The organism is Pseudomonas sp. MUP55, from assembly GCF_034043515.1.
GTDB lineage: Bacteria > Pseudomonadota > Gammaproteobacteria > Pseudomonadales > Pseudomonadaceae > Aquipseudomonas.
In genome coordinates this window covers 1,146,022-1,170,471 of record NZ_CP138214.1, presented here as the reverse complement: position 1 = coordinate 1,170,471, position 24,450 = coordinate 1,146,022, and the positions used below count along the sequence as shown (strand labels likewise).

At 62.2% G+C, this 24,450-nt stretch carries 23 protein-coding genes; 15 read left to right on the top strand and 8 right to left on the bottom strand.

Annotated elements, in window-relative coordinates:
• Positions 1-13 precede the first annotated feature (13 nt).
• The 4 genes from SC318_RS05180 to SC318_RS05165 all read left to right on the top strand — a co-directional run bounded on the left by SC318_RS05180 (position 14) and on the right by SC318_RS05165 (position 3,818).
• Positions 14-670, top strand: a complete 657-nt coding sequence (locus SC318_RS05180; RefSeq protein WP_320429911.1) for an alginate O-acetyltransferase AlgF — start codon at positions 14-16, stop codon at positions 668-670.
• A 100-nt stretch (positions 671-770) separates the two neighbouring features.
• Positions 771-2,222, top strand: a complete 1,452-nt coding sequence (locus tag SC318_RS05175; RefSeq protein WP_124369708.1) for a mannose-1-phosphate guanylyltransferase/mannose-6-phosphate isomerase — start codon at positions 771-773, stop codon at positions 2,220-2,222.
• Positions 2,223-2,517: 295 nt separating this feature from the next.
• On the top strand, positions 2,518-2,991 hold the full coding sequence (locus SC318_RS05170) for a multidrug transporter (protein ID WP_320429910.1): 474 nt from the start codon (positions 2,518-2,520) through the stop codon (positions 2,989-2,991).
• Between the two features lie 14 nt (positions 2,992-3,005).
• On the top strand, positions 3,006-3,818 hold the full coding sequence (locus SC318_RS05165; RefSeq protein WP_320429909.1) for an SDR family oxidoreductase: 813 nt from the start codon (positions 3,006-3,008) through the stop codon (positions 3,816-3,818).
• On the opposite strand, the gene SC318_RS05160 is transcribed toward SC318_RS05165, so the two are convergent.
• On the bottom strand, positions 3,815-4,672 hold the full coding sequence (locus tag SC318_RS05160; RefSeq protein ID WP_320429908.1) for a LysR family transcriptional regulator: 858 nt from the start codon (positions 4,670-4,672) through the stop codon (positions 3,815-3,817). The genes SC318_RS05165 and SC318_RS05160 overlap by 4 nt on opposite strands.
• A 112-nt stretch (positions 4,673-4,784) precedes the next feature.
• Between SC318_RS05160 and SC318_RS05155 the strand changes: the two genes are divergently transcribed.
• The 4 genes from SC318_RS05155 (at position 4,785) to SC318_RS05140 (ending at position 7,844) form a co-directional block, all read left to right on the top strand.
• The gene (locus SC318_RS05155; RefSeq protein ID WP_320429907.1) at positions 4,785-5,969 is read left to right on the top strand and encodes an MFS transporter; all 1,185 of its coding nucleotides are present in this window, start codon (positions 4,785-4,787) and stop codon (positions 5,967-5,969) included.
• Positions 5,966-6,367 (top strand): DUF4440 domain-containing protein, encoded by a 402-nt coding sequence (locus SC318_RS05150; RefSeq protein ID WP_320429906.1) that lies wholly within the window; start codon positions 5,966-5,968, stop codon positions 6,365-6,367. Before SC318_RS05155 ends, SC318_RS05150 begins: the two co-directional genes overlap by 4 nt.
• A 105-nt stretch (positions 6,368-6,472) precedes the next feature.
• The gene (locus tag SC318_RS05145; RefSeq protein WP_320429905.1) at positions 6,473-7,399 is read left to right on the top strand and encodes an Ssp4 family T6SS effector; all 927 of its coding nucleotides are present in this window, start codon (positions 6,473-6,475) and stop codon (positions 7,397-7,399) included.
• Between the two features lie 79 nt (positions 7,400-7,478).
• Complete coding sequence (locus SC318_RS05140; RefSeq protein ID WP_320429904.1) at positions 7,479-7,844, top strand: hypothetical protein; 366 nt, start codon at positions 7,479-7,481, stop codon at positions 7,842-7,844.
• A 55-nt stretch (positions 7,845-7,899) separates the two neighbouring features.
• On the opposite strand, the gene SC318_RS05135 is transcribed toward SC318_RS05140, so the two are convergent.
• Genes SC318_RS05135 through SC318_RS05120 form a run of 4 tightly spaced genes read right to left on the bottom strand, consistent with a single transcriptional unit; the run spans position 7,900 to position 12,672 of the window.
• Positions 7,900-8,760, bottom strand: a complete 861-nt coding sequence (locus tag SC318_RS05135) for an efflux RND transporter periplasmic adaptor subunit (protein WP_320429903.1) — start codon at positions 8,758-8,760, stop codon at positions 7,900-7,902.
• A 10-nt stretch (positions 8,761-8,770) separates the two neighbouring features.
• Positions 8,771-8,971 (bottom strand): DUF1656 domain-containing protein, encoded by a 201-nt coding sequence (locus tag SC318_RS05130; protein ID WP_124385220.1) that lies wholly within the window; start codon positions 8,969-8,971, stop codon positions 8,771-8,773.
• On the bottom strand, positions 8,961-11,150 hold the full coding sequence (locus SC318_RS05125) for an FUSC family protein (RefSeq protein WP_320429902.1): 2,190 nt from the start codon (positions 11,148-11,150) through the stop codon (positions 8,961-8,963). Before SC318_RS05125 ends, SC318_RS05130 begins: the two co-directional genes overlap by 11 nt.
• A 10-nt stretch (positions 11,151-11,160) precedes the next feature.
• A complete protein-coding gene (locus SC318_RS05120) occupies positions 11,161-12,672 on the bottom strand; it encodes an efflux transporter outer membrane subunit (protein ID WP_320429901.1) in 1,512 nt (503 codons plus the stop codon).
• A 183-nt stretch (positions 12,673-12,855) separates the two neighbouring features.
• On the opposite strand from SC318_RS05120, the gene SC318_RS05115 reads away from it, so the two are divergent.
• From SC318_RS05115 to SC318_RS05095, 5 genes are all read left to right on the top strand, one after another.
• Positions 12,856-13,824, top strand: a complete 969-nt coding sequence (locus SC318_RS05115) for a LysR family transcriptional regulator (protein WP_320429900.1) — start codon at positions 12,856-12,858, stop codon at positions 13,822-13,824.
• A gap of 184 nt (positions 13,825-14,008) precedes the next feature.
• A complete protein-coding gene (locus SC318_RS05110; RefSeq protein WP_320429899.1) occupies positions 14,009-14,983 on the top strand; it encodes a 2-hydroxyacid dehydrogenase in 975 nt (324 codons plus the stop codon).
• A gap of 166 nt (positions 14,984-15,149) precedes the next feature.
• A complete protein-coding gene (locus tag SC318_RS05105) occupies positions 15,150-16,052 on the top strand; it encodes a chemotaxis protein CheV (RefSeq protein WP_320429898.1) in 903 nt (300 codons plus the stop codon).
• Between the two features lie 3 nt (positions 16,053-16,055).
• On the top strand, positions 16,056-16,538 hold the full coding sequence (locus SC318_RS05100; RefSeq protein WP_320429897.1) for a GNAT family N-acetyltransferase: 483 nt from the start codon (positions 16,056-16,058) through the stop codon (positions 16,536-16,538).
• 108 nt (positions 16,539-16,646) lie between these two features.
• Positions 16,647-17,390 carry a YkgJ family cysteine cluster protein gene (locus SC318_RS05095; RefSeq protein WP_320429896.1) on the top strand — a complete coding sequence of 248 codons (744 nt, stop codon included), beginning with the start codon at positions 16,647-16,649 and terminating at the stop codon, positions 17,388-17,390.
• 39 nt (positions 17,391-17,429) lie between these two features.
• Here the strand turns inward: SC318_RS05095 and SC318_RS05090 are convergent, their stop codons facing one another.
• The 3 genes from SC318_RS05090 to SC318_RS05080 form a co-directional block, all read right to left on the bottom strand.
• A complete protein-coding gene (locus SC318_RS05090) occupies positions 17,430-18,599 on the bottom strand; it encodes a Rid family hydrolase (RefSeq protein ID WP_320429895.1) in 1,170 nt (389 codons plus the stop codon).
• A 174-nt stretch (positions 18,600-18,773) separates the two neighbouring features.
• Positions 18,774-19,556 (bottom strand): transporter substrate-binding domain-containing protein, encoded by a 783-nt coding sequence (locus tag SC318_RS05085; protein ID WP_320429894.1) that lies wholly within the window; start codon positions 19,554-19,556, stop codon positions 18,774-18,776.
• Between the two features lie 165 nt (positions 19,557-19,721).
• A complete protein-coding gene (locus SC318_RS05080; protein WP_320429893.1) occupies positions 19,722-19,955 on the bottom strand; it encodes a hypothetical protein in 234 nt (77 codons plus the stop codon).
• 205 nt (positions 19,956-20,160) lie between these two features.
• On the opposite strand from SC318_RS05080, the gene SC318_RS05075 reads away from it, so the two are divergent.
• Together SC318_RS05075 and SC318_RS05070 are read left to right on the top strand one after the other, a co-directional pair.
• Positions 20,161-21,327 carry an efflux RND transporter periplasmic adaptor subunit gene (locus SC318_RS05075; RefSeq protein WP_320429892.1) on the top strand — a complete coding sequence of 389 codons (1,167 nt, stop codon included), beginning with the start codon at positions 20,161-20,163 and terminating at the stop codon, positions 21,325-21,327.
• Complete coding sequence (locus SC318_RS05070) at positions 21,324-24,419, top strand: multidrug efflux RND transporter permease subunit (RefSeq protein ID WP_320429891.1); 3,096 nt, start codon at positions 21,324-21,326, stop codon at positions 24,417-24,419. Before SC318_RS05075 ends, SC318_RS05070 begins: the two co-directional genes overlap by 4 nt.
• Positions 24,420-24,450 lie beyond the last annotated feature (31 nt).

The following is a 24,450-nucleotide window of genomic DNA, read 5'->3' as shown; positions in this document are numbered from 1 at the left end:
AGAGGTAACTCACATGACTTTCACTACTACTCCGCGTCGTCTCGCCAAGACCCTGGCTATCGCCGCCGGCCTGAGCTTCGTATCGATGTCCGCCTTCGCCGGTGGTGACGCCGCGCTCTACGGCCCGACCGCGCCAAAAGGTTCGAGCTTCGTGCGCATCTACAACGCCAGCAACCAGGAAGTCAGCGCCACCGTCGGCAGCACCAACCTCAGCGACGTCGCGCCACTGGCCAGCAGCGACTTCAGCTTCATGCCGGGCGGTGACTACAGCGCCAAGGTCGGCAGCCAGACCGTGCCGGTCAAGCTCGCCGCCGATCATTACTACACCCTGGTCAACAACGGCAGCGGCCAGCCGCAACTGATCGAAGAGCCGCCGTTCAAGAACAAGCAGAAATCCCTGGTGCGGGTGCAGAACCTCAGCGACAAGGCCCTCACCCTGAAAACCGCTGACGGCAAGACCGACGTGGTCAAGTCGGTGGCCGCCAAAGGCCGTGGCGAACGTGAGATCAACCCGGTGAAGGTCAGCCTGGCGTTGTATGACGGTGACAAGAAAGTCGGCGATGTGAAGCCGGTTGCGTTGGAACGTGGTGAAGCGGCGGTGCTGTACGTCACCGGTTCCGGTTCGAGCCTGTCGCCAGTCTGGGTGAAACGCCCGGTGTCGACCCGCTGATTGCGTGAGTACTAAGCGACAAGCTTCAAGCTGCAAGTCAAGCGCTGTTACTTGCAGCTTATGGCTTGCAGCTTCCAACTATCTTTTAGGAGAAACACCCATGATCCCAGTAATCCTTTCCGGTGGTAGCGGCTCACGTCTTTGGCCGCTTTCCCGCAAACAGTTCCCCAAGCAATTCCTGGCCCTGACCGGCGAGCACACGCTGTTCCAGCAAACCCTGGAGCGTCTGGTGTTCGAAGGCATGGACTCCCCGATCGTGGTCTGCAACAAGGACCACCGCTTCATCGTCAACGAACAGCTGAGCGCGCGTAAGCTTGAATGCCAACGTATCCTGATGGAGCCGTTCGGCCGCAACACCGCGCCAGCCGTGGCCCTGACGGCGATGATGCTGGTCAACGAAGGCCGTGACGAGTTGATGCTGGTGCTGCCGGCCGACCACGTGATCGACGACCAGAAAGCCCTGCAACGCGCCCTCGCCCTGGCCACCGTGGCCGCCGAGCGCGGCGAAATGGTGCTGTTCGGCGTACCGGCCACGCGTCCGGAAACCGGCTACGGCTACATCAAGTCCACAAACGATTCGCTGCTGCCTGAAGGCGTGAGCCGCGTGCAGCAGTTCGTGGAAAAGCCCGATGAAAAACGCGCGGTCGAGTTTGTCAAAAGCGGCGGCTATTTCTGGAACAGCGGCATGTTCCTGTTCCGCGCCAGCCGTTTCCTGGAAGAGCTGAAAAAGCACGACCCGGACATCTACGACACCTGCGTACTGACCCTGGAGCGCAGCGAGCAGACCGCCGACACCGTGACCTTCGACGAAGCCACCTTCGCCTGCTGCCCCGACAATTCCATCGACTACGCCGTGATGGAAAAAACCCAACGCGCCTGCGTTGTCCCACTGAGCGCCGGCTGGAGCGACGTGGGTTGCTGGGCCTCGCTGTGGGCGGTCAACGACAAGGACGCCAACGGCAACGTGAGCAAAGGTGACGTGGTCATCCAGGACAGCCGCAACTGCATGGTGCACGGCAACGGCAAGCTGGTCTCGGTGATCGGTCTGGACAACATCGTGGTGGTGGAAACCAAGGACGCGATGATGATTGCCCACAAGGACAAGGTCCAGGGCGTCAAGCAGATGGTCAACACCCTCAACGAGCAGGGCCGCAGCGAGACCCAGAACCACTGCGAAGTCTACCGTCCGTGGGGCTCCTACGACTCGGTGGACATGGGCGGGCGGTTCCAGGTCAAGCACATCTCGGTCAAGCCGGGCGCCTGCCTGTCGCTGCAGATGCACCACCACCGCGCCGAACACTGGATCGTGGTCAGCGGCACGGCTGAAGTGACCTGTGACGACAACGTGTTCCTGCTGTGCGAGAACCAGTCCACCTACATCCCGATCGCCTCGGTGCACCGCCTGCGCAACCCGGGCAAGATCCCGCTGGAGATCATCGAAGTGCAATCGGGCAGCTACCTGGGCGAAGACGATATCGAGCGGTTCGAAGATATCTACGGTCGCTCGACGCCGATTGAGCGTGGTGTTTCGGTGAAAACTATCGCGCAGTAAAACAGTCGTACAAGAAGCCCTCACCCAGCCCATTGCGTCCCCTATCCGCAGTGGGTTGGGTGGGGGCTTTTTGCTGATCGTTCCCGCGCTCTTCGCGGGAGCTTTGCTGCCTATGAAAATGACTTCTGAATTGAATCCAATGAGGCAGTTGCTCCCACCTTGGGTTTGTGAACACATTCAAATGTGGGAGGGGGCTTGCCCCCGATGGCGTCAGCCCAATCAACACCCCTCTCAAGGTAACCCATCCCACCTACGCTTACGTTAGGATGCTCCTTCCCTATTCGAGGTGGTCACCATGTTTTTCGGCGTTCTCCTGATCATCACCTGGCTGGTCCTGCTGTTGCGGTATCCGGCCAAGGCCTTGCCGGTCTCCCTGGCCGCCTTGGCGGGCTTGGCGGGCTTGGCGTGCGTCGCCGTTTGGGTGGTCTGGCTGGATAACCGCGAAGCCGCGCAACTGGCCCGCCTGGAACTGCGCATCACCTATGCCTCGCAGGAATGTCCAGCTGACAGGCCGCTCAAGCTGACCCTGAACAACGGCAATGACGTGCCCCTCACCGAACTGCGCTGGCGCGTCGCCGCCTATGCGCCGGGCGACACGGTGAACCTGGCCGATAACGTCTACGCTGCCCCCCGCTACCGCGGCCCCGGCGAACTGCAGGCCGGCGCCACCTGGGATGACTGCCTGCCCGTCCCGCCACTGCGCCCCGGCTACCGCCCACAAACCCTGGAATTTCGTGCCGAGCACCTGCAAGGCAGCTTCTCGGACTGACAAAGGATTGACCCATGCCCAACGTACTGATCACCGGTTGTTCCAGCGGCATCGGCCGCGCGCTGGCCGACGCCTTCAAGGCCGCAGGTTATGACGTATGGGCCAGCGCCCGCCGCACCGAGGATGTCGCCGCCCTCGCCGCCGCCGGCTTCAACGCCGTGCAACTGGACGTCAACGACCCTGGCGCCTTGCAGCGCCTGGCCGATCAATTGGGCGAGCTGGATGTGCTGGTCAACAACGCCGGCTACGGCGCCATGGGCCCGCTGCTCGACGGCGGCACCGAGGCGATGCAGCGCCAATTCGAGACCAATGTGTTTTCCATCGTCGGCGTGACACAGGCGCTGTTTCCCGCGTTGCGTCGCAGCAGAGGACTGGTCGTCAATATCGGCAGCGTTTCCGGCGTATTGGTCACCCCGTTCGCCGGGGCCTATTGCGCCTCCAAAGCCGCCGTACATGCATTGAGCGACGCGCTGCGCATGGAGCTGGCCCCGTTTGGCGTGCGCGTGCTGGAAGTGCAGCCCGGCGCAATCAATACCCACTTTGCCAAAAATGCCGGTGCCCAGGCCGAGCTGTTGATCAACGAAAAATCACCCTGGTGGCCGCTGCGCGAAGGCATTCGTGCGCGCAGCCAGGCCTCCCAGGACAAACCCACTCCGGCCAGCGAATTTGCCGCGGACGTGCTCAAGGCCGTGCAACGCCGGCAGCCACCGCGCCTGTTGCGCTCGGGCAACGGCAGCCGGGCCTTGCCGTTGATGGCGGCGCTGTTGCCCAAGGCGTTGCTGGAAAGGGTGTTGAAGAAGCGTTTTGGCTTGGATGGCCGTCTCTAACCCTTCAGGAAATCAATAAACGCCCGCACCTTAAGCGGCAAATGCCGCGTATCCGGATACATCGCGTAAACCCCTTGGGGCGCGAAGCGATGGTCCGCCAATACGCGCACCAGCCGACCCGCGTCCAGATCTTGCTGCACCAGCCATTGCGGCAGAATCGCCACGCCGTGACCCCGCACGGCAAATGCCTGGAGGACCGCAGCGCTGTCGGCCACCAAGGCGCAAGGGCCGGCACGATAAAGATGCTCGACGCCGGCCGGATCGGTCAGGCTCAGCGCGGTCAGCCGGCCATGGCCTAGCCTGGGCACCTGCTCCAACCCATCCAGAGTGTGCACCCCGGCAAACGGCGGTGCCGCGACGGCAAACACCTCGAACGTCGATAACTGCACGGCGCGGTGATTGGAGTCCAGCAAGCGCCCCAGGCGAATCGCCACGTCAAAACGCTCGGAAATCAGATCGGCGTGGGTGGAAGACGTGGATAGGTGAATATTCAGGTCCGGGTGCAGGCGGCGAAAGGCTTCCACCGCCGGAGCCACCACGGCCAGGGCATATTCGACGGTGGTGGTGATGCGCAGCGTACCTTTGAGCTGGGCATGTTCGCTGCGGGCCTCTTCCACCGCCAGGTGGGCCTCTTCGAGCATGCGCGTGCAGCGCAGATAGAAGCGCTCGCCCGCATCGGTCAGCGCCAACTGGCGAGTGTTGCGCGTGAGCAGGGTCACGCCGAGTTCGGCTTCCAGACGCTTGAGATTGAAGCTGACCACGGCGCGAGTCTGCCCCAGCAAATCCGCTGCTGCGGTGAGTGATCCCGCCTCGACCACAGCCTTGAACGTGTCGAATCGATCCAGACTGACCATGGCTGGCCACGCTCCTTTGTCAAAATATTTTTGACAAACTAGCAGGCAAACCGGCGTATCCCAAGCCCGGTAACGCGCCTACCCTGCGCGCTTCACTCGCAGGATCGCATTCATGACCTACCGCTCGAAAGTCGCCTGGATCTTTCTACTGGGCTTCGCCCTGGACCTGGTGAACATGTTTGTCGCCACCGTCGCCTACCCGGATATTGCCGTCGAACTGCACGCTTCGGTCACGCAACTGGCCTGGATCAGCAATGCCTACATGCTCGGGCTGACGCTGATCATTGCGCTGAGCGTATGGCTGGCGGCAATCGTGGGCGAACGCACACTGATCGCAACAAGCCTGCTGTTGTTCGCCGGGGCATCGGTGCTGGCGGGCCAGGCCGCAAGCATCGACGCGCTGATCGGCTGGCGCGCCCTGCAAGGGTTGGGCGGCGGCCTGTTGATTCCCGTGGGGCAAGCCATGGCCTACCGACACTTTCCAGCGGCGCAGCGCAGCCAACTGACGGCGCGGGTGATGTCGGTCGCGCTGCTGGTACCGGCATTGTCACCGGCGCTGGGCGGGGTGATTGTCGACAGCCTGTCCTGGCGCTGGATCTTCTACGCCAACCTGCCGCTGGCGTTGATTACCCTCGCGCTGGCGTGGCTGTGGATAAAACCTGACGCGCCCGTGACGGTGTGCCCGCGCCTGGAACTGGGCAGCCTCATCAAACCGCTCGCCAGCCCGATGCTGCGCGTGGCCATGCTGGTGTACCTGTGCATTCCCGGCGTATTCATCGGCACCAGCTTGATCGCCATTGTGTACGTGCATGGCCTGGGGTATGACGCCACACAGACCGGCGCGCTGATGCTGCCATGGGCCCTGGCCTCGGCCCTGGCGATTTACCTCAGCAAAAAAATGTTCAACCCGTGCGGCCCAAAACCCTTGCTGCTGGCGGGCATGGCCTTGCAATGCAGCGGCATCCTGCTGCTCAACCAACCCGCCCTGATAGTTGCGGCCTACGCGCTGATGGGCCTGGGCGGCAGCCTGTGCAGCAGCACCGCGCAAACCCTGGCCTTTCTCGACACCCCCAACGAACGCATGGGACACGCCAGTGCCTTGTGGAATATCAACCGGCAAATGAGTTTCTGCCTCGGGGCCGCCGTGCTCAGCGCCGTGCTGTCGGCCTTGGATTCTTTCGCCATAACCTTCACGATAGCCGCAGCCCTGACCCTGCTGCCTCTCTTCGCGGTGCTGCGCCTGGATACGCCCAGCGTGCACGCACTGCTTCACCCTGCCAGCGAGCCTGACCGATGATTGACTACAGCGATTTTTTTGAAGAAGTGATCCAGACCCACGTCGAGATCGAGCAATGGTTTGCCGGGGTTGCGCCAGAGGGCACCTTGCAGAACCTGTTGGCGCGTTTCTCGCCGGAGTTCAGCATGGTGGCCCCCGCCACCGGCACCCGGGTGAATACGGCAGGCGTCCACGCACTGTTCACGCGCCTGGGCGGGATGCGGCCCGGCCTGAAGATCACCCTGAGCGAAATGACCGGCATTGACCGACACGCACGCGGTGCGACGGTGACCTACCGCGAGCATCAAATTGACGACAGCGGCACCCAGACGGACCGAAGAGCCACGGTGGTGTTCGAGAAGCAGGCCAGTGGCGCGCTGTTGTGGCGGCATCTGCATGAAACCTATGTGGTGCCATGAAATAACTTCCCGGCAAATTCCTACAAAAAACAGCGAACGGCCTGACATCATCACGACAAGGTCATCCCCAGGCTCTTTCACCTCTGTCTACTCACAGGTGAAAGGATGCCAAGCGATTTCCTGCGAACTGGTGTGCCGGATTCGCACACTACGACACGCCAGCGACTGACCAGCCTGCTGGACCTGCCCAAACTTTATCGAACAATTGACGCCGATCCGGCCCTCGTCGGGGCCGGTGTGGTGCATATCGGCAGTGATTATCAGGTGACGATACTGCGCGAGTTTGCGCCGCTGTGCAGTATCAGGCCTAAGCGGGTGATTCTGCGGGAGGTGGCGGGGCCAGTGATGACTGCCGATGAATATGCGCAGTGGTTGGCGAACTCACCGCGCGAGTCGCAGATATGGCGCGAGGCAGCGGGAATGGCCTTGGCATGCAGTGGAGCTGTGATTGGGATCATCGTTGCGAAGGCAGGCATCGCGTCAGTCCCTATAAGTGCAGGTTTCAGCCTTGCGGTTACTTACATCGCGTATACAGCTGCAGCTGCCAGTGCCTTGCAGTGTGGTAACGGCGTATGGCGAACCTACAAAGAACTGACCAGCCCCGCTGAAAACGATTATTACGACAGCCTTGGCTGGTATCAGGCTATGACCTTAGCCCTGGATGGCATTTCACTGGTGGGGGCGGGCAGCACGACGTTTGGCACGGTAAAGACTGTCATGACTATCAAAAATACGACAGGACGCAACCTGACCGATATTTTGAGACACATGAGCCGCCAGGAACGCGCAAAGCTGACAAACGAAGTTCTGCGTTTGCAGAACCCTCGTCATCCTCGCGAAATACTTCGGTTAAAACAGCTAGCCGGCATACTTCCCAAGCGTTTCAGCAGTGCTCAATTACGCAAAGACCTTCTCACTCAACTCGCCGATCAGGTGGGTGCTGCTCTGGCAATGATTGGCAGCGGCACATCCGGGAATATCAACCCTATTGTTATCGGCATTTATGAAGAGTTCGGCAGCTATGAACAATAGGATCCATAACGTGCAAGATGCCCGAACGTTGAGCCGCTACATCCGACGGTTTGCATTCACAGTGGGTATGGGAGTATCAATGAACTTAACCAGCATTTCAGGCAACCTGTCACATAGCCTGGTCTATTACGCCCGCATAAATTATCTCCCTGGCGAATGTGCCCTCTTGGCGGGCATGGCACTGCTACTTGCAATGTGCATTGGCCTGACCTTGGTGGCGGTGGGGTCTCGCTCAGGGCCTCCCTTGCTTATAAGCGTCGCAGCTGTGAACGCTTTGTTTTCGGCAGGCTACTTGGCGAACAATCCGGTCACTTTATTTGCATTATTTCCACTGTTTCAATCGTTGTTCTGCCTGATGATCCTTAATACAAGAAACCACCGTCGCTTCATCAGCATGCTGCGGGTCAATCGTAGAAGAAAAATCAGCATCGACGCACAAACCTGAAGCAGACACAACGTGCCTGTCATCAAAGATCTAATGCTGAAGGGCTTTCCCCCTCTTAATTTTGTATGGGGTTTACGATCACGGTGCAGGTAATCCCCGCCGCCAGCAGCACACCGTCCGGCACGTCATCGATGTGGATGCGCACCGGCACGCGCTGGGCCAATCTCACCCAGTTGAAGGTCGGGTTCACATCGGCGATCAGCTCGCGGCTCTCGGGGTTGTCGCGGTCGTAGATGCCGCGGGAGATGCTTTCCACGTGGCCCTTGAGGGTCTCGCCACTCATCAGTTGCATATCGGCTTCGTCCCCGACTTTTACGTGGGGCAGCTTGGTTTCCTCGAAGAAGCCGTAGACCCAGAACGAGTTCATGTCCACCACGGCCATCTTCGCCTCACCGATGCGCGCGTAATCGCCGCGATGCACATTGAGGTTGGTGACATAGCCGTCCACCGCCGCCACCACGTGCGTGCGTTTCAGATTCAGTTCAGCCGCTTCCAGCTGCGCCAGCGCGTGCTGGTAGTCGGCCAGGGCCGAGTCGGCGATATTGCTGGCGTCGTCGCGGTTTTCCCGGGAGATCACCAGGGCGTCGAGGTCGGCGCGGCGGTGGGCGTTGAGCTTGCGCATTTCCCAGGTGGCCTTGCGTGAAGCCACCAGCGACTGCGCCTGCTTGACCGCTATGCGGTAATGCTCGGGGTCGATCTGCATCAGCAGGTCGCCTTTCTTCACCAACTGGTTATCGCGCACCGGCACGTCCACCACTTCGCCGGTCACGTCGGCCGCGACATTGATGATGTCGGCACGCACGCGGCCATCGCGGGTCCACGGTGTTTCCATGTAGTGCACCCACAGGGTGCGGCCAATCCAGATCGCCAACGCCAGCACCAGCAGGGTTGCGAGCAGGCTGAAAAACTTTTTCATCGGGGCATTCTCAACGGTAGACGCTCAGCGCCAGGGCGCCGAACAGGCAAACGAACAGGCTCAGGCGCAGCAACGCCGGGTGCCAGAAAAACCGGTACAGGTCCAACCCCGCCAGACAGCGGTCCAGGGCCCAGGCCAGGGCGGCCGCGATCAGGAACATCAGGGTCATGCTCGGCATATAAATGCCGTGGAAGGCGATTTCACGAGGCATTCATGGCTCCTTGCGTGGCGCCTTTGAGGGCCGCCAGTGGCGATTGCGGGTCCAGCAACGAGGTGCGGATAAAGTGCAGGTAGCTTTTCACGCGGCGCAGGGCCGAGGTGTCGAAGTGCGGGGCGAAGGGTTCATCGGTGGCCTGCACGCGGCTGATCGCGTGGTCGACGGCGATCAACCCGCGCTCCAGGTTGCTGGCGCTGGGCTGCAGGAACAGCCGCACCAGCGAGCGCCCCATCACGCGGATTGCTTGGCGCCAGGGCTGGGATTCGGCGTACGCCGGATGCACCGGCAGGATCGCCTGTTCCTTGCGCAACTCGATGATCGCGTGGCCCACCTCCAGCACCACGAACATCCAGCGCAGCAGATCGCGCTGCACCTGCGGCTGGCCGGCGGCGAGGCCGTAGGCCTGGTGCAGCAGGTCACGGGTGCGGCTTTCGAAACTCGACGCCAGGCCCTTGAGCTTGCCGCTGATCGCGTACACCACTTGCTCGCGCAGGTCCTGTTCGAGGCGACGCCACAGCCAACGGCTGTTGGGCGGCAGGATGATCGCCCCGGCCGCCGCGCACACCAGCATGCCGATAACCATGGCGATGTAGTCGTTGATAAAGCTGTAGGGGTTGTAGACCGTGAGGTTGTCCGGCACCGAACCGGTGCTGAAGAAAATCAGCAAGCCCACACCGACCCCGGCGTACTGCGGGCGCGAGGCGAGGAAGGCGCCGAAGATGATCACTGGCGCGAGCATCACGCACAGCAGCGGGAAGCCATCGATCAGGGGAAACACGAAGAACATTTCGACAAAGCCCACCAGCGCGCCGATCAAGGTGCCGCAGGCCATCTGGAAGGCCATGCGCTTGGGGTTGGGCGTGGCAGCGGACAAGCCCACGGTGGCGGCGGCGATCAAGGTCATGGTGGCGCCGCTGGGCCAGGCGGTGGCCACCCAGTAACTGCCGAGCACGATCAGGATGAACGAGGCACGCAGGCCGGCGGCGGCGCACGCCAGCCAGTTGGTTTTCGGCGTATAGGCCTGGTCCCAGTCTTCCCGCGCATGGCGGTGATCGGCCAGCGACGCGTGGGTTTGCGCATAGTTGTGCAGGTCGTCGACGAAGCGGTACAGCAGCTCGTAGGCGGTGTGAAAGTCCAGTTGTTCGGCTTCGGCAGGGTCAGTTTCCTGGAAGTGCGCACGCAGGCTGCGCACCTTGGCGGGCAAGCTGTCCTTGTAGGCGCTGAGCAGGTTGACCAGTCGCGCCGCGTCGGGGCTGGTCAGGGCTCGGCCGGAAAAGCCGTCGAGCACTTCGGCCAAATCCTGGAGGCCGGGCTTTATCGCCGCGACCACATGATCGGCTTCGTCGGCACGCAGCCGCGCCAGCAACTGGTGCAAGGCGTTGAAGCGCGTGGTGATGCTCATGAACTCGCTGTTGAGGCGGCTTAAGCGGCCATTGCGCCGGCGCATGTGCGGGTCTTCGAACACCGTGACGCTGCGCAAGCCTTCCAGGCCCACCGCCTCGGCGATAAAGCGCACGTTGGTGTTTTCAAACTCGTCACGCTGGCTGCGACCTCGCAGCCCGTCGGTGACGAACAGCGCGAACACCCCAAAGCGTTGATAAAGCGCATTGCGCATCGCGGCGCTGGAGGTCTGCGGCAGGATCGCGGCGCTGACCAGCGTGGAGCAGAGAATGCCCAGGGAAATTTCCAGCACCCGCCACACCGCCGCCATAAAGGCGCCGTCCGGGTGGGCCAGGGCCGGCAAGCCGACCATCGCCGCCGTGTAGCCGGCAAGCACGAAGCCGTAGGCGCGAAAGTTACGATTGCGCGTGGCACCGGCGGTGCAGACCCCCACCCAGATGGCCAGCGCGCCGAGGAACAGTTCGGTGTTCTGCGCAAACAACGCGATCAGCAGCACCATCACCGCCGACCCCGCCAAGGTGCCGAGGAAGCGGTAGAAGCTCTTGGCAAACACCTGGCCGCTCTGCGGTTGCATCACGATAAACACCGTGATCATGGCAGTGCGCGGCTGCGGCAGTTCCAGACGCATCGCCAGCCACAGCGTGAGGAACGCGGCGAGCAGCACCTTGAAGATGTACACCCAGGTCACGCCATCGCTGCGTGCCCAGTCGAAAAAACCACGGCGCCACTCGAGCGAGTGCAGCCAGCGCAGGGGAGCAGGCAAGGGGGTCATCGCTCTCTACTCAGTGATCGAACACGGCCAGCGCCGCCGGAGTCTTGCGGGGAAGGGTCTTGTCGTCCTGCGGCACATCGTCACCGGCGCCCAGGCCACCGCCCAGGGCCGTTACCAGTTCGGCGTGGGCACTCAGGCGTGCGGCCTGCACCTGCTGCTCGACCTGCTGCTGGCGAAACAGCTGGGTCTGGGCGTTCAGCACGTTGAGGTAATCAGTGAGGCCACGCTGGTAGGCGATGGTGGCGATGTCATAGGTTTTCTGCGCCGACGCCACCGATTGCGCGGCGAACGAGGCCTGTTTGTCCATGGACTCGCGGCGAATCAACTGGTCGCTGATGCCTTTGAGCGCATTGACCAGGGTCTGGTTGTAATGCGCCACGGCAGTGTCGTAACCGGCGCTGGCTTGACCCAGCTGCGCCCGCAGGCGCCCGCCGTCAAAGATCGGCAGGGTGATGGCGGGACCTGCGTTGTAATTGAATTTCTTGCCTGCAAGAAACTCCAGCATGCCGCCGCCAGTGGCCATAAAGCCGAGGCTGCCCACCAGGTCGACGTTGGGGTAGAAGCCCGCGTGGGCGACATCGATGCCACGCGCCTGCGCGGCCACCTGCCAGCGACTGGCGACCACATCCGGACGCTGGCCGAGCAGTTGCGCGGGTAAGCTGGAGGGCAATTTGAGCGCAGCGGCGAGCGACAGGCGTGGGCGCTGCAATTGCGCGCCCTCCCCCGGACCTTTGCCGGCCAAGGCCGCCAACTGGTTGCGACTCAGGGCAATTTCCTCATCCAGCGCGTCCAACTGACGGTGGGTTTCCGGCAATGGGGTTTGTGCCTGGCTGACGTCCAAGTGCGTGCCGAGCCCAGCGTCGAGGCGCTTGTTTGCCAGGTCCAGAATCTGTTGTTGCTGGGCCAGCGTGGCCGCGACGATATCGCGGTTGGCGTAATGCAGAGACAACTGGATATAGGCGCGCACCACATTGTTCTGCAGTTCGAGCTGGGCTTGGCGCGCTTGGGCGACGCTCGTGTGGGCCAGGTCGACGGCACGCTCGCTGGCATTGCTTTCGCGGCCCCACAGGTCAAGGGCGTAGCTCAAACCCAGGGATGAATTGTTATCCCAGGTAGTGGCACCGCTCAATTCGCCGGGGCCGTAGAACTGATCCTTCGGCCAGTTGTGGCGCTTGAGGGTGGTGTCACTGTTGACCTGCAGGGACTCGGCCGACTCAGCCTCCCCGGCCATCGCCCGTGCCTCACGCACCCGCGCGGCGGCCATGGCCATTGTGGGGCTGTTCTGGGTGGCGAGCTCGACCCAGCGGTCCAGTTGCGGATCGCCGTAGGCCTGCCACCAGTGGACGGTGGGCCAGTGGGCGTCGCGGGCGGCGCTCTGGATCGCTTCGTCGGTGACCAGGTGGTTGGCGTCCAGGGACTGGCCCTGTGGGCCGATTCCTCCGGTTCCGATGCAGCCGCTGATTGCTAACGATAAGGCCCAAACACTGAGAGTCTTCAGCTCTCTGCTGATGCGACGCGGCACGGCTTGCGAATTCCTGAGGTGGTTGACGCGGGGAAGGTGGCGCAATTCTAGGGGGCACGATGGGTGCCGATAAGCTGTCATTCCTGTGAATCTTTGTTACCGTTAAGGCGATAATCCGTTGGTAGGGATCACTGGACGGCGTAACTTTCTGTCACAATTTGCCATCTCCCTTGAGAACACCCCATGGACACTTTGCAAAACATGCGCGCCTTCAGTTGCGTTGCGGAGGCCGGCAGCTTCACCGCCGCCGCCGTGCAACTGGACACCACTACTGCCAACGTCTCGCGCGCGGTCTCCAACCTTGAGGCCCACCTGCAAACCCGCTTGCTCAACCGCACCACCCGCCGCATCGCGCTGACCGAGGCCGGCAAACGCTATTTGCTGCGCTGCGAGCAGATCCTCGCCTACGTCGAGGAAGCCGAGGCCGAAGCCAGCGACGCCCATGCGCGCCCCGCCGGGCAACTGAAAGTGCACACCATGACCGGCATCGGCCAGCATTTCGTGATTGACGCGATTGCCCGCTACCGCCGCACCCACCCCGACGTGACCTTCGACCTGACCCTCGCCAATCGCGTGCCGGACCTGCTCGATGAGGGCTATGACGTGTCCATCGTGCTGGCCAGCGAACTGCCGGACTCCGGTTTCGTCTCGCAACGCCTGGGCATCACCTACAGCATCGCCTGCGCCTCGCCGGATTACGTCAAAGCCAAGGGCTGCGCACAACGGCCCCAGGACCTGCTCAATCACGCCTGCCTGCGGCTGGTCAGCCCGGTGGTCCAGCTGGACAAATGGACCTTCAACGGGCCCGAAGGCCAGGAAAGCGTTGCGGTGAACAGCTCGCCGTTCCTGGTCAATTCGGCCGACGCGATGAAAACCGCGATCACCAGCGGCATGGGCGTCGGCCTGCTGCCGGTGTATGCCGCGATAGAAGGTTTGCGCAACGGCACGCTGGTGCGGGTGATGCCCAACTACCGCTCCCAGGAGCTGAACCTGTACGCCATCTACCCCTCGCGCCAATACCTGGATGCGAAGATCAAGACCTGGGTGGAATACTTGCGTGGCTCGTTGCCGGAGATCCTCGCGGCGCATCAGGCCGAACTGGTGGCGTACGAGTTGAGCGGCAGCCTCAGCGGCGCGCGTTTGGCCAATTGATTCCAGGCAGACGATAAAGATTGATGTGGGAGGGGGCTTGCCCCCGATTGCGGTCTGCCAGTTAAAAAATTGCTGACTGACACACCGCTATCGGGGGCAAGCCCCCTCCCACAAGGGTTCAACGGGGTCCTGACAATATGTTAGCTTGCTTGGCATTCTTCCGTAGTCGATGAGCCCGCCTGCCATGAAAAAGACTGTCCTGGCCTTCAGCCGTGTTACCCCGCCAATGATCGAACACCTGCAGCAGGATTTCGAGGTGATCGCGCCCAACCCCAAGCTGGGCGACATCAACGCCCAATTCAACGAAGCCCTGCCCCACGCCCACGGTCTGATCGGTGTAGGCCGCAAGCTGGGCCGCGAACAGCTTGAAGGCGCTGGCAAGCTGGAAGTGGTGTCCAGTGTGTCGGTGGGCTACGACAACTACGACGTCGCGTACTTCAACGAACGCGGGATCATGCTCACCAACACCCCTGACGTACTCACCGAAAGCACCGCCGACCTGGCCTTCGCCCTGTTGATGAGCAGCGCACGCCGCGTGGCCGAGCTGGACGCCTGGACCAAGGCCGGCCAGTGGAAAGCCAGCGTCGGCGCACCGTTGTTCGGCTGCGACGTGCACGGCAAGACCCTGGGCATCGTCGGCATGGGCAATATCGGCGCGGCCGTGGCCCGCCGTGGGCGGCTGGGCTTCAATATGCCGATCCTGTACAGCGGCAACAGCCGCAAGAGCGCGCTGGAACGGGAGCTGGGCGCCCAGTTTCGCAGCCTGGACCAGTTGCTGGCCGAGGCGGATTTCGTGTGCCTGGTGGTGCCGTTGAGCGACAAGACCCGTCACTTGATCAGCAGCCGCGAGCTGGGGCTGATGAAATCCAGCGCCATCCTGATCAACATCTCCCGTGGCCCGGTGGTGGACGAGCCGGCGCTGATCGAGGCCCTGCAAGCCCAGCGCATTCGTGGCGCCGGGCTGGATGTGTACGAAAAAGAGCCGCTGGCCGAGTCCCCACTGTTTCAATTGAGCAATGCGGTGACCCTGCCGCACATCGGTTCGGCGACCCACGAAACCCGCGAAGACATGGCCAACCGGGCCCTGGACAACCTGCGCAGCGCCTTGCTCGGCCAACGCCCGCAAGACCTGGTGAACCCGCAGGTGTGGAAGGGCTGACACCCTGTAGGAGCGAGCTTGCTCGCGAAGAACCTGAGAGCACCGCGTTAAACCAGATTCGCCGCGTTATCGTTGACGGTCTTCGCGAGCAAGCTCGCTCCTACAGTTTTCGGGGCCCGGGTCGATAACGGTGTACAGATCGTCATCCCTGACACAGAAGGTTTTTATGTCCACCACCAAAGCCCGCGCAGACTCACTGTCGCTTCTGCTCTTTACCTTGCGCAGCGGCAAGCTGATGGCGATCAACCTGCTCAAAGTCAGCGAAATCATCCCCTGCCCGCCGCTGACCAAGCTGCCGGAGTCGCATCCCCACGTCAAAGGCATTGCCACGTTGCGCGGCAACTCGCTGGCCGTGATCGACCTGAGCCGCGCCCTGGGTGAAATGCCGTTGCAGGACCCGGACGGCGGCTGCCTGATCGTCACCGATGTCAGCCGCTCCAAGCAGGGCCTGCATGTGCAGGCGGTGAGCAAGATCGTGCACTGCCTGACCACCGACATTCGCCCTCCGCCCTATGGCTCCGGCGGCAATCGCGCGTTTATCACCGGGGTGACCCAGGTGGAAGGTGGCCTGGTGCAGGTGCTGGATATCGAGAAAGTCATCCATGGCATCGCCCCGGCGCCGATCGAAGCCGCGCCGACCGACCTGACCATGGAAGAAGCCGAAGTGCTCGGCCATGCCCGCATCCTGGTGGTCGACGACAGCCAGGTGGCGCTGCAGCAATCGGTGCACACCCTGCGCAACCTCGGCCTGACCTGTCACACCGCGCGCAGCGCCAAAGAGGCCATCGATGTGCTGCTGGAGCTGCAAGGCACGGGCGAGCAGATCAATGTGGTGGTGTCAGACATCGAAATGTCCGAGATGGACGGCTATGCGCTCACCCGCACGTTGCGCGAAACCCCGGACTTCCAGCAGCTCTACGTGCTGCTGCACACCTCCCTGGACAGCGCGATGAACAGTGAGAAAGCCCGCCTGGCCGGTGCCGATGCAGTGCTGACCAAGTTTTCCTCCCCCGACCTGACCAAGTGCCTGGTGGTGGCGGCGCAAACCGTGGCGCAAAAGGGTCTGTAAACCTTGGCCGAGTATTTCCTGCTGCTGCGCCGCGACCTTACCGGCAGCCTGCCCGCGCCGCAGTGGCCGCCCCAGACGCAGCTGGATCACTACCACGATGCACTGGCCCCGGCGATCCATGCGGTATTGCGCATGACCCAGGACCAGGGCGGAGGCCGCGTCGCAGGCCTTGAGCAATGGCGCCGGCAATTTATTACCGATGCCGAGTTCGACCCCACGCTATGCCTGGTGGCCAGTAACGCCGAGGGCATTCTCGGCGTGGCCCAGTGCTGGACCAGTGCCTTTATCAAGAACCTGTCGGTGCATCCCTGCGCCCAGGGCCAGGGGCTTGGCCGAGCACTGTTGCTCCATGCCTTCCACGTGTTCAAGCAGCGCGGCGAACCGTATGTGGACCTCAAGGTGCGGGAGACCAATCTGCGCGCGCGGCAGTTGTATGAAAGCGCAGGCATGCGCTTCGTCCTGCGCGACGTGATTGCTGAGCACTGATGTTCACTGGCGCATAACTTGCTTTCAGAGAGCCCAAGCGGTGGATAGAGGTAAAAACCCGTCACCGCTCAAGTCTGCCTTCTGACCTAGCCTGGTAAAAGATCCGCCATGAACACTCACTTTTCCTGCGTAGGTTGCGGCAAATGCTGCTCCGATCACCACGTGCCTCTGACCCTCGACGAAGCCCGACAGTGGGCGGCGGACGGCGGCAACGTCATTGTTCTGGTTGAAGGTTTCCTCGCCAGCGGCCTGGGTTTGCCCCAGCAGCAACGCGAACATGCCGAACGCCGCTCGGTAGTGGTACCCAGCGGCAGCACCCGGGCATGGGTGGCGATTACCTTTGCCGCCTACAACGTCGGGCGCTGTCGGAATCTTGACGAAGACAATCGCTGCCGCATCTACGAACGACGCCCACTGGTGTGTCGGATCTATCCGATGGAGATCAATCCGCACATCCCGCTGAACCCGAGCGCCAAGGATTGCCCTCCAGAGTCGTGGGAACAGGGGCCGGCGTTGATCGTCGGCGGTGAGCTGATGGATGCTGAACTGGCTGAATTGATCCGCCGTTCCCGCCAGGCCGACCGTGACGATGTGCAGACCAAGGAGGCGGTGTGTGCGTTGTTGGGGATTCGTACCACGGCGCTCAAGGGCGACGGGTTCACGGCGTACTTGCCGGACATGGCTGCGTTTGCCCGAGCGATCACACTGGCGCAGGATCAGCCGTCCATGGCCAATGAATGGGTGTTTCACGTATCGGGGATGGACATCGCCGAACAACTGCTGGACGCCGGGGCGCAGATTGCCACCGAGGTGCCGACCAACTATGCATTTATTTCCTTGCGGGCGGCATGAGCCAGGAAGCTGCCTGGTTTGGCGTATTGATCGGCGAGATCAATAGCTGGCAACGCATTCGATTTCGACGCGTGCATCCAGCACCAGTCGGCCGGCGGCGAATGTGGTTCGCGCAGGCAAGTGATCCTGTGAGAAATAGCGATTGTATACGGCGTTCATGGCGGCGAAGTCGTTGATATCTGCAAGGATCACGGTGCACTTGACCACGCGCTCCATCGACAGCCCCTTTTCCTGAAGGGTCGCGCGCAGACTCTCCAGCGCCCTGGCGGTCTCGGCCTCTATTCCGCCGGCTATGGGCTTACCTGCGTCGTCCAGCCCGAGCAGGCCTGAGAGGTACAGCAAGGAACCGGCTTGCACGCTTTGCGAAAAAGGCAAGCCTGCCTCGGCGGCGGTGAAGCTCAAAGGCGTCATTTCGGCATTCTGCCCACCGGACGCGGGCGCAAGATAGCGCTGGGTAATCGCCTGATATTGCCCGCTGTCTTTCAGGCGTTGCAATGCCTGGTTCAAGGCAAGCCGTAACTCGGGGTCGGATTTGCGCAGTCCGATGGCGACACCGGTTCCAAGCATCTCATCCTGAATGCGCGGCCCTGCAAAGGCGAAATCGGCCCCCTCAGGTGTCTTCAACAAGGCTTCGGAGATTTCGATGCTGTCTTGCAAAGTTGCATCAATCTTGCCGGCTCGCAGACTGGCGATCAGCTCATCATTGAGCTTGAAACTGCTCACCACGACGCCCCATGGCGCCCAGCGTTCACGTGCGTAGGCTTCTCGACTGGTACCTGCCAGCACACCCACCCGCTTGCCCTTCAGCGCCATTTGATCAGGTAACAGCCCCAAGCTGCGGCGTGCCACCAGCCGCGTTTGCAGGGGGTAAAGATTATCGGTGAAATCAATTGCCTGGCGCCGCACAGGCGTTGCGGACATCGGCATGATTGCATCGAAGCGCCCGGCTTCAAGCGCGGCCAGGTTGGTCGCATAGCTCTGCTCCACCCACTCGCAGCGAGCCTTGAGTTCGGCGCACAGCGCATTTCCCAGCTCTATATTCAGCCCCACCAGCTCGCCCTGCGAATTACGGCTCTCGAAAGGAGGCACCAGTGGCTCTACGCCAAAACGGATGACGCGCCATGATTTTTCAGTCGCAGCCACGGTGGAGCACAACACACCCGTCGCCGTGGATAGAACCAGCACCAACATCAGTCGGATCAAATTCATGAGTCAGTTCCTGTAAAGAATGGAGGTCTCCAGCTGCCGATCACTGATCGCGCCGAACGCCCAAGAGCTTTAGCAGGCACAAATACGCCTTCAAATAGAGATACTTCCGGTAATGTCGTGGGAAACGGCCTGTTATCGGAACGGTCCTGTCAATGCCTCCGCAATCGGCCGTCCTCATAGCCCGGCAGGCATCCCGCCTAAGTGGTATGGCTGGATGATCCGCTGGTACTCGCCGTTGTGCATCAGTTGCTCAAGCGCTCGGTTGAGCTCGTTGCGCAACGTGGTATCAGGTTTGCGCACCGCGATCGCCACCCCGTCGCCCAATAAATCAGCTGAGACAGCAGGCCCCAGAAAGTCAAAATCCTGGCCCTCGGCGGTGTCGAGCAGGGCCTTGCGTATCTCCACGGTGCCCTGCAGGGTTGCATCGATCTCTCCCGCCACCAAGCTGCGGACCAGCTCTTCATTGAGCCAGAAGCTTTTAATGATGACGCCCTTGTGCGCCCAGTGCGATTTGGCAAAGGCTTCGCGGTTGCTCCCCAACAGTACGCCGACCCGCTTGCCCTTGAGCGATTTTGCAGTGGGCTTGAGCCCTGACGTCTTGCGAGCAACCAGGCGTGTGGTGAAGGGGTAGAGATTATCGGTGAAACTGACAAAGCGCTGGCGTTTCGATGTGGGCGCAATGCCCATGATCGCGTCGAACTGCCTGGCTTCAAGCGCGCGGAAATCCTCGACAAGGACTTGATCGACCCAGGTACAGCGCACATTCAATTGCACGCACAGGGCGTTACCCAGTTCGATGTTCAGGCCCACCAGATCACCTTGTAGGTTACGGCTCTGAAAGGGGGAAAAATGCGCGGCGACAGCGAAGCGGATTTCACGGCGCGGTTGATCATTGGCTGCTGCGGCATCCACCGACAGCAACAGGGCAAGCGCTACACACACGTGTATCAGGGCCACGGGAAACGTCCTTTTCCGAAGAGAGCGGCGTCGCCATGTCCCGATACGGATGATCAGGGCGCGGCGATGCTGGGCAAGCTTTCAAGAAAGGGTCGCGGGCCTACAAGTAGAAATATCGACGCAAGTTGTAGGCAACTGCCTATACGACGCGACTTAGTATTACTCTCAGCGTTTACCCATCGAACGGCGTGTGCCCGGCGGCGCCATGCCTGGCGTCTTGGTATGGCCGTTCCTGGCGCCACCTTTGTACCAGGGCTGGCCAGCCTGCTTGGCGCTGGCCAGCTCACCGGGCTTGAAGGGGAACTTGAACGCCGGGATTTCGGCTTTTTCAACGCCGTCGGCATCGACCGAATCGACGGATTCGGCCACGTCGACAGGGGGTTGGATCGGGGAAGTCATAAGTGCTCCGGCGCAGCAATGGGTGTAAAGGCGTGAGTATACGGGGCCGGAGCTTTCAGCGGTAAGCTTCACGGCGCAAGTTGAAATCGCTCAGCTGTCGCCGCTGTCAGTTTGCAGTCACCGTACTGACTGGCTTATCGGGTTATAAGGCACTCACACAAACTTGCAGCTTGCGGCTTGCAACTGCACCTCCGGCGCTCCTCCTATGCACATAAAACGAAACACGGCCCTGCTGGTGGGCGCCCTCCTGGTTCTGGCCATCGCCGCGTGGACCTTGACTCGACCCGCCAAGGCCAGGCTGGCGGCACCCAGTGCGATTCCGGTACGCGTGGTGAGCGTGGCGCAACAGGATGTCCCGCGGTTCGTCAGCGGGATCGGCTCGGTGTTGTCGTTGCACAGCGTGGTAATCCGCCCGCAGATCGACGGCATCCTCACGCAGCTGCGGGTCAAGGAGGGCCAGCAGGTGAAGGCCGGCGACCTGCTGGCAAGCATCGATGACCGCTCGATCCGCGCCAGTCTCGACCAGGCCAAGGCACAACTGGGGGAGAGCCAGGCGCAACTGCAAGTGGCGCTGGTCAACCTCAAACGCTACAAGGAACTGAGTGTCGACGACGGCGTGTCGAAGCAGACCTACGATCAGCAGCAGGCGCTGGTGAACCAACTCAAGGCCACGGTGCAGGGGAACCAGGCCGCGATTGATTCGGCTCAAGTACAACTTTCCTACACCCAGATTCGCTCCCCCGTCAGTGGACGCGTCGGCATTCGCACGGTGGATGAAGGCAACTTCCTGCGCATGAGCGACACCCAGGGGTTGTTCTCCGTCACCCAGATCGACCCGATCGCCGTTGAGTTCTCCCTGCCCCAGCAAATGCTGCCGACCCTGCAGGGCCTGATCGCCGCCCCCGACAGAGCCAGCGTCGATGCCTACCTGGGGGCCGATACCGACGGCCAGACCGGCGACCTGTTGGGGGAAGGCCACTTGAGCCTGATCGACAACCAGATCAGCTCCACCACCGGCACCCTGCGCGCCAAGGCCGAGTTCCCGAACAGCGCACAGAAGCTGTGGCCGGGACAACTGGTGACCATCAAGATCCAGACCGCCATCGACAAGAACGCCCTGGTGGTGCCGCCGACGGTGGTGCAGCGTGGCCTGGACTCGCATTTCGTGTACCGGTTGAACGGCGACAAGGTGGAAGTGGTGCCCGTGCAGGTCACCTACCAGAACAGCGAGGTGAACATCATCAAGGGCGTGCAGGCCGGGGACCTGCTGGTCAGCGATGGCCAGTCGCGGCTCAAGGCCGGCGCCCTGGTGGAAGTGCTCAAGGAGCCGCCGCAAATAATCCAGACCGCTGACGCCAAGGTGCAGCCATGAGCGGCAGCCGCTCGCCCTCGGCCTGGTGCATCGATCACCCGGTCGCCACGCTGCTGCTGACCTTTGCCCTGGTGCTGCTGGGGGTCATTGCCTTCCCGCGCCTGGCCGTGGCGCCACTGCCGGAAGCGGAATTTCCGACGATCCAGGTCACCGCCCAACTGCCCGGCGCCAGCCCGGACACCATGGCCTCGTCGGTGGCGACGCCGCTTGAAGTGCAATTCAGCGCCATCCCCGGCATGACCCAGATGACCTCCAGCAGCGCCTTGGGCTCAAGCCTCTTGACCCTGCAGTTCACCCTGGACAAAAGCATCGACACCGCCGCCCAGGAAGTCCAGGCCGCGATCAACACCGCATCGGGCAAGCTGCCCAGCGATATGCCAAGCCTGCCGACCTGGAAGAAGGTCAACCCGGCCGACAGCCCGGTGCTGATCCTCAGCGTCAGCTCCGACAGCATGCCGAGCACCGAACTGAGCGACTACGTGGAAACCCTGCTGGCGCGCCAGATCAGCCAGATCGACGGTGTCGGCCAGATCAACATCACCGGCCAGCAGCGCCCGGCGATTCGCGTGCAGGCCTCCCCCGACAAACTCGCGGCGGTCGGCCTGACGCTGGCGGACATTCGCCTGGCCATCCAGCAGTCGAGCCTGAACCTGGCCAAAGGCGCGATCTACGGCGCCAACAGCGTGTCGACCCTGTCCACCAACGATCAACTGTTTCACCCCGACGAATACGGCCAGTTGATCGTGTCCTACAAGAACGGCGCGCCGGTGCAGCTGCGCGATATCGCCAAGGTCATCAACGGTTCGGAAAACGCCTACGTACAGGCCTGGTCCGGCGATACACCGGGGGTCAACCTGGTGATTTCGCGCCAGCCCGGGGCGAACATCGTCGACACGGTCGACCGCATCCAGCAAGCGCTGCCGCGCCTGGAAGCCATGCTGCCGGCGACGGTGCAAGTCAGCGTATTGACCGACCGCACCAAGACCATCCGCGCCTCGCTGCATGAAGTGGAAATGACCTTGCTGATCGCCATCCTGCTGGTGGTGGCGGTGATGGCGCTGTTCCTGCGCCAACTGTCGGCCACACTGATCGTGTCTGCCGTGCTCGGCGTATCGCTGGTGGCCAGTTTCGCGCTGATGTATGTGATGGGCTTCAGTTTGAACAACCTGACCCTGGTGGCCATCGTGATTGCCGTGGGCTTTGTGGTGGACGATGCGATTGTGGTGGTGGAAAACATCCACCGTCACCTTGAAGCCGGCCTGGGCAAGCGCGAAGCCGCGATCAAGGGCTCGGGTGAAATCGGCTTTACCGTGGTGTCCATCAGCTTCTCGCTGGTGGCGGCGTTCATTCCGCTGCTGTTCATGGGCGGCGTGGTCGGGCGGCTGTTCAAGGAATTTGCGCTGACGGCCACCTCGACCATTCTGATTTCGGTGGTGGTCTCGCTGACCCTGGCGCCCACCCTCGCCGCACTGTTCATGCGTGCGCCGACCCATTCTGCTCATGCCAAGCCTACGTTCAGCGAGCGCCTGCTGGCCGGTTACGCGCGCAACCTGCGGCGTGCCCTGGCCCATCAACGCACCATGGCGGCGATCTTCGTGGTGACCCTGGCCCTGGCCGTGGTCGGTTACGTCTTTATCCCCAAGGGATTCTTCCCGGTGCAGGACACCGGTTTTGTGCTGGGCACCAGCGAGGCGGCGGCCGATGTGTCGTACCCGGACATGGTCGCCAAGCACAAAGCGCTGGCCGACATCGTCAAGGCCGACCCGGCGGTGCAAGCCTTCTCCCACTCCGTGGGTGTCACCGGCAGCAACCAGACCATCGCCAACGGCCGCTTCTGGATTGCCCTGAAAGACCGCGCTGACCGCGACGTTTCCGCCAGCCAGTTCATCGACCGCATCCGTCCGCAACTGGCGAAGGTGCCCGGCATCGTCTTGTACCTGCGCGCCGGCCAGGACATCAACTTGAGCTCCGGCCCCAGCCGCGCCCAGTACCAGTACGTACTCAAGAGCAACGACGGCCCGACGCTGAACACCTGGACCCAGCGCCTCACCGAAAAACTGCGCGGCAACCCGGCGTTCCGCGACCTGTCCAACGACCTGCAACTGGGCGGCAGCATCACCCACATCAGCATCGACCGCCAGGCCGCCGCGCGTTTCGGCCTGACCGCCACCGACGTCGACCAGGCGCTGTACGACGCCTTCGGCCAGCGCCAGATCAACGAGTACCAGACCGAGATCAACCAGTACCAAGTGGTGCTGGAGCTGGACCGTCAACAGCGCGGCAAGGCTGAGAGCCTGAACTATTTTTACCTGCGCTCGCCGCTGACCAACGAGATGGTGCCCCTGTCGGCGCTGGCCAGGGTCGACCCGGCCAGCGTGGGGCCGTTGTCCATCAGCCATGACGGCATGTTCCCCGCCGCCAACCTGTCGTTCAACCTGGCCCCCGGCGTGGCGCTGGGGGATGCGGTGATCATGCTCAACCAGGCCAAGAACGAGATCGGCATGCCCAGTACCATCATCGGTAATTTCCAGGGCGCGGCCCAGGCCTTCCAGAGTTCGCTGGCCAGCCAGCCATGGCTGATCCTCGCCGCGCTGGTCGCGGTCTATATCATCCTGGGCGTGCTGTACGAGAGCTTCGTGCACCCGCTGACGATCATTTCCACCTTGCCCTCGGCGGGCCTGGGCGCGTTGATCATGCTGTGGCTGCTGGGCCAGGATTTTTCGATCATGGCCCTGATCGGCCTGGTGCTGCTGATCGGCATCGTCAAGAAAAACGGCATCCTGATGATCGACTTCGCCCTGGAGGCCCAGCGCGTACGTGGCCTGGCGCCTGAGGAAGCGATCTACGAAGCCTGTGTCACACGGTTCCGGCCGATCATCATGACCACCCTCGCCGCGTTGCTGGGCGCAGTGCCCTTGATGCTCGGTTCAGGCCCCGGTGCGGAGCTGCGCCAGCCATTGGGCATCGCTGTGGTCGGCGGCTTGCTGGTGAGCCAGGCGCTGACGCTGTTCACCACGCCGGTCATATACTTGTACCTTGAAAAGTTTTTCCATCGGCCCACACCAGCGCTCCCGCTGGCGACCCCACATTGAGGCCAAGGCCCCGCCCTGGAACATAAGGCTC

What these genes read in the sequence shown, in the direction of transcription:
- SC318_RS05180 (WP_320429911.1), top strand. Translation starts at nt 14, where the DNA reads ATGACTTTCACTACTACTCCGCGTCGTCTCGCCAAGACCCTGGCTATC.
- SC318_RS05175 (WP_124369708.1), top strand. Translation starts at nt 771, where the DNA reads ATGATCCCAGTAATCCTTTCCGGTGGTAGCGGCTCACGTCTTTGGCCG.
- SC318_RS05170 (WP_320429910.1), top strand. Translation starts at nt 2,518, where the DNA reads ATGTTTTTCGGCGTTCTCCTGATCATCACCTGGCTGGTCCTGCTGTTG.
- SC318_RS05165 (WP_320429909.1), top strand. Translation starts at nt 3,006, where the DNA reads ATGCCCAACGTACTGATCACCGGTTGTTCCAGCGGCATCGGCCGCGCG.
- SC318_RS05160 (WP_320429908.1), bottom strand. Translation starts at nt 4,672, where the DNA reads ATGGTCAGTCTGGATCGATTCGACACGTTCAAGGCTGTGGTCGAGGCG.
- SC318_RS05155 (WP_320429907.1), top strand. Translation starts at nt 4,785, where the DNA reads ATGACCTACCGCTCGAAAGTCGCCTGGATCTTTCTACTGGGCTTCGCC.
- SC318_RS05150 (WP_320429906.1), top strand. Translation starts at nt 5,966, where the DNA reads ATGATTGACTACAGCGATTTTTTTGAAGAAGTGATCCAGACCCACGTC.
- SC318_RS05145 (WP_320429905.1), top strand. Translation starts at nt 6,473, where the DNA reads ATGCCAAGCGATTTCCTGCGAACTGGTGTGCCGGATTCGCACACTACG.
- SC318_RS05140 (WP_320429904.1), top strand. Translation starts at nt 7,479, where the DNA reads ATGAACTTAACCAGCATTTCAGGCAACCTGTCACATAGCCTGGTCTAT.
- SC318_RS05135 (WP_320429903.1), bottom strand. Translation starts at nt 8,760, where the DNA reads ATGAAAAAGTTTTTCAGCCTGCTCGCAACCCTGCTGGTGCTGGCGTTG.
- SC318_RS05130 (WP_124385220.1), bottom strand. Translation starts at nt 8,971, where the DNA reads ATGCCTCGTGAAATCGCCTTCCACGGCATTTATATGCCGAGCATGACC.
- SC318_RS05125 (WP_320429902.1), bottom strand. Translation starts at nt 11,150, where the DNA reads ATGACCCCCTTGCCTGCTCCCCTGCGCTGGCTGCACTCGCTCGAGTGG.
- SC318_RS05115 (WP_320429900.1), top strand. Translation starts at nt 12,856, where the DNA reads ATGGACACTTTGCAAAACATGCGCGCCTTCAGTTGCGTTGCGGAGGCC.
- SC318_RS05110 (WP_320429899.1), top strand. Translation starts at nt 14,009, where the DNA reads ATGAAAAAGACTGTCCTGGCCTTCAGCCGTGTTACCCCGCCAATGATC.
- SC318_RS05105 (WP_320429898.1), top strand. Translation starts at nt 15,150, where the DNA reads ATGTCCACCACCAAAGCCCGCGCAGACTCACTGTCGCTTCTGCTCTTT.
- SC318_RS05095 (WP_320429896.1), top strand. Translation starts at nt 16,647, where the DNA reads ATGAACACTCACTTTTCCTGCGTAGGTTGCGGCAAATGCTGCTCCGAT.
- SC318_RS05090 (WP_320429895.1), bottom strand. Translation starts at nt 18,599, where the DNA reads ATGAATTTGATCCGACTGATGTTGGTGCTGGTTCTATCCACGGCGACG.
- SC318_RS05080 (WP_320429893.1), bottom strand. Translation starts at nt 19,955, where the DNA reads ATGACTTCCCCGATCCAACCCCCTGTCGACGTGGCCGAATCCGTCGAT.
- SC318_RS05075 (WP_320429892.1), top strand. Translation starts at nt 20,161, where the DNA reads ATGCACATAAAACGAAACACGGCCCTGCTGGTGGGCGCCCTCCTGGTT.
- SC318_RS05070 (WP_320429891.1), top strand. Translation starts at nt 21,324, where the DNA reads ATGAGCGGCAGCCGCTCGCCCTCGGCCTGGTGCATCGATCACCCGGTC.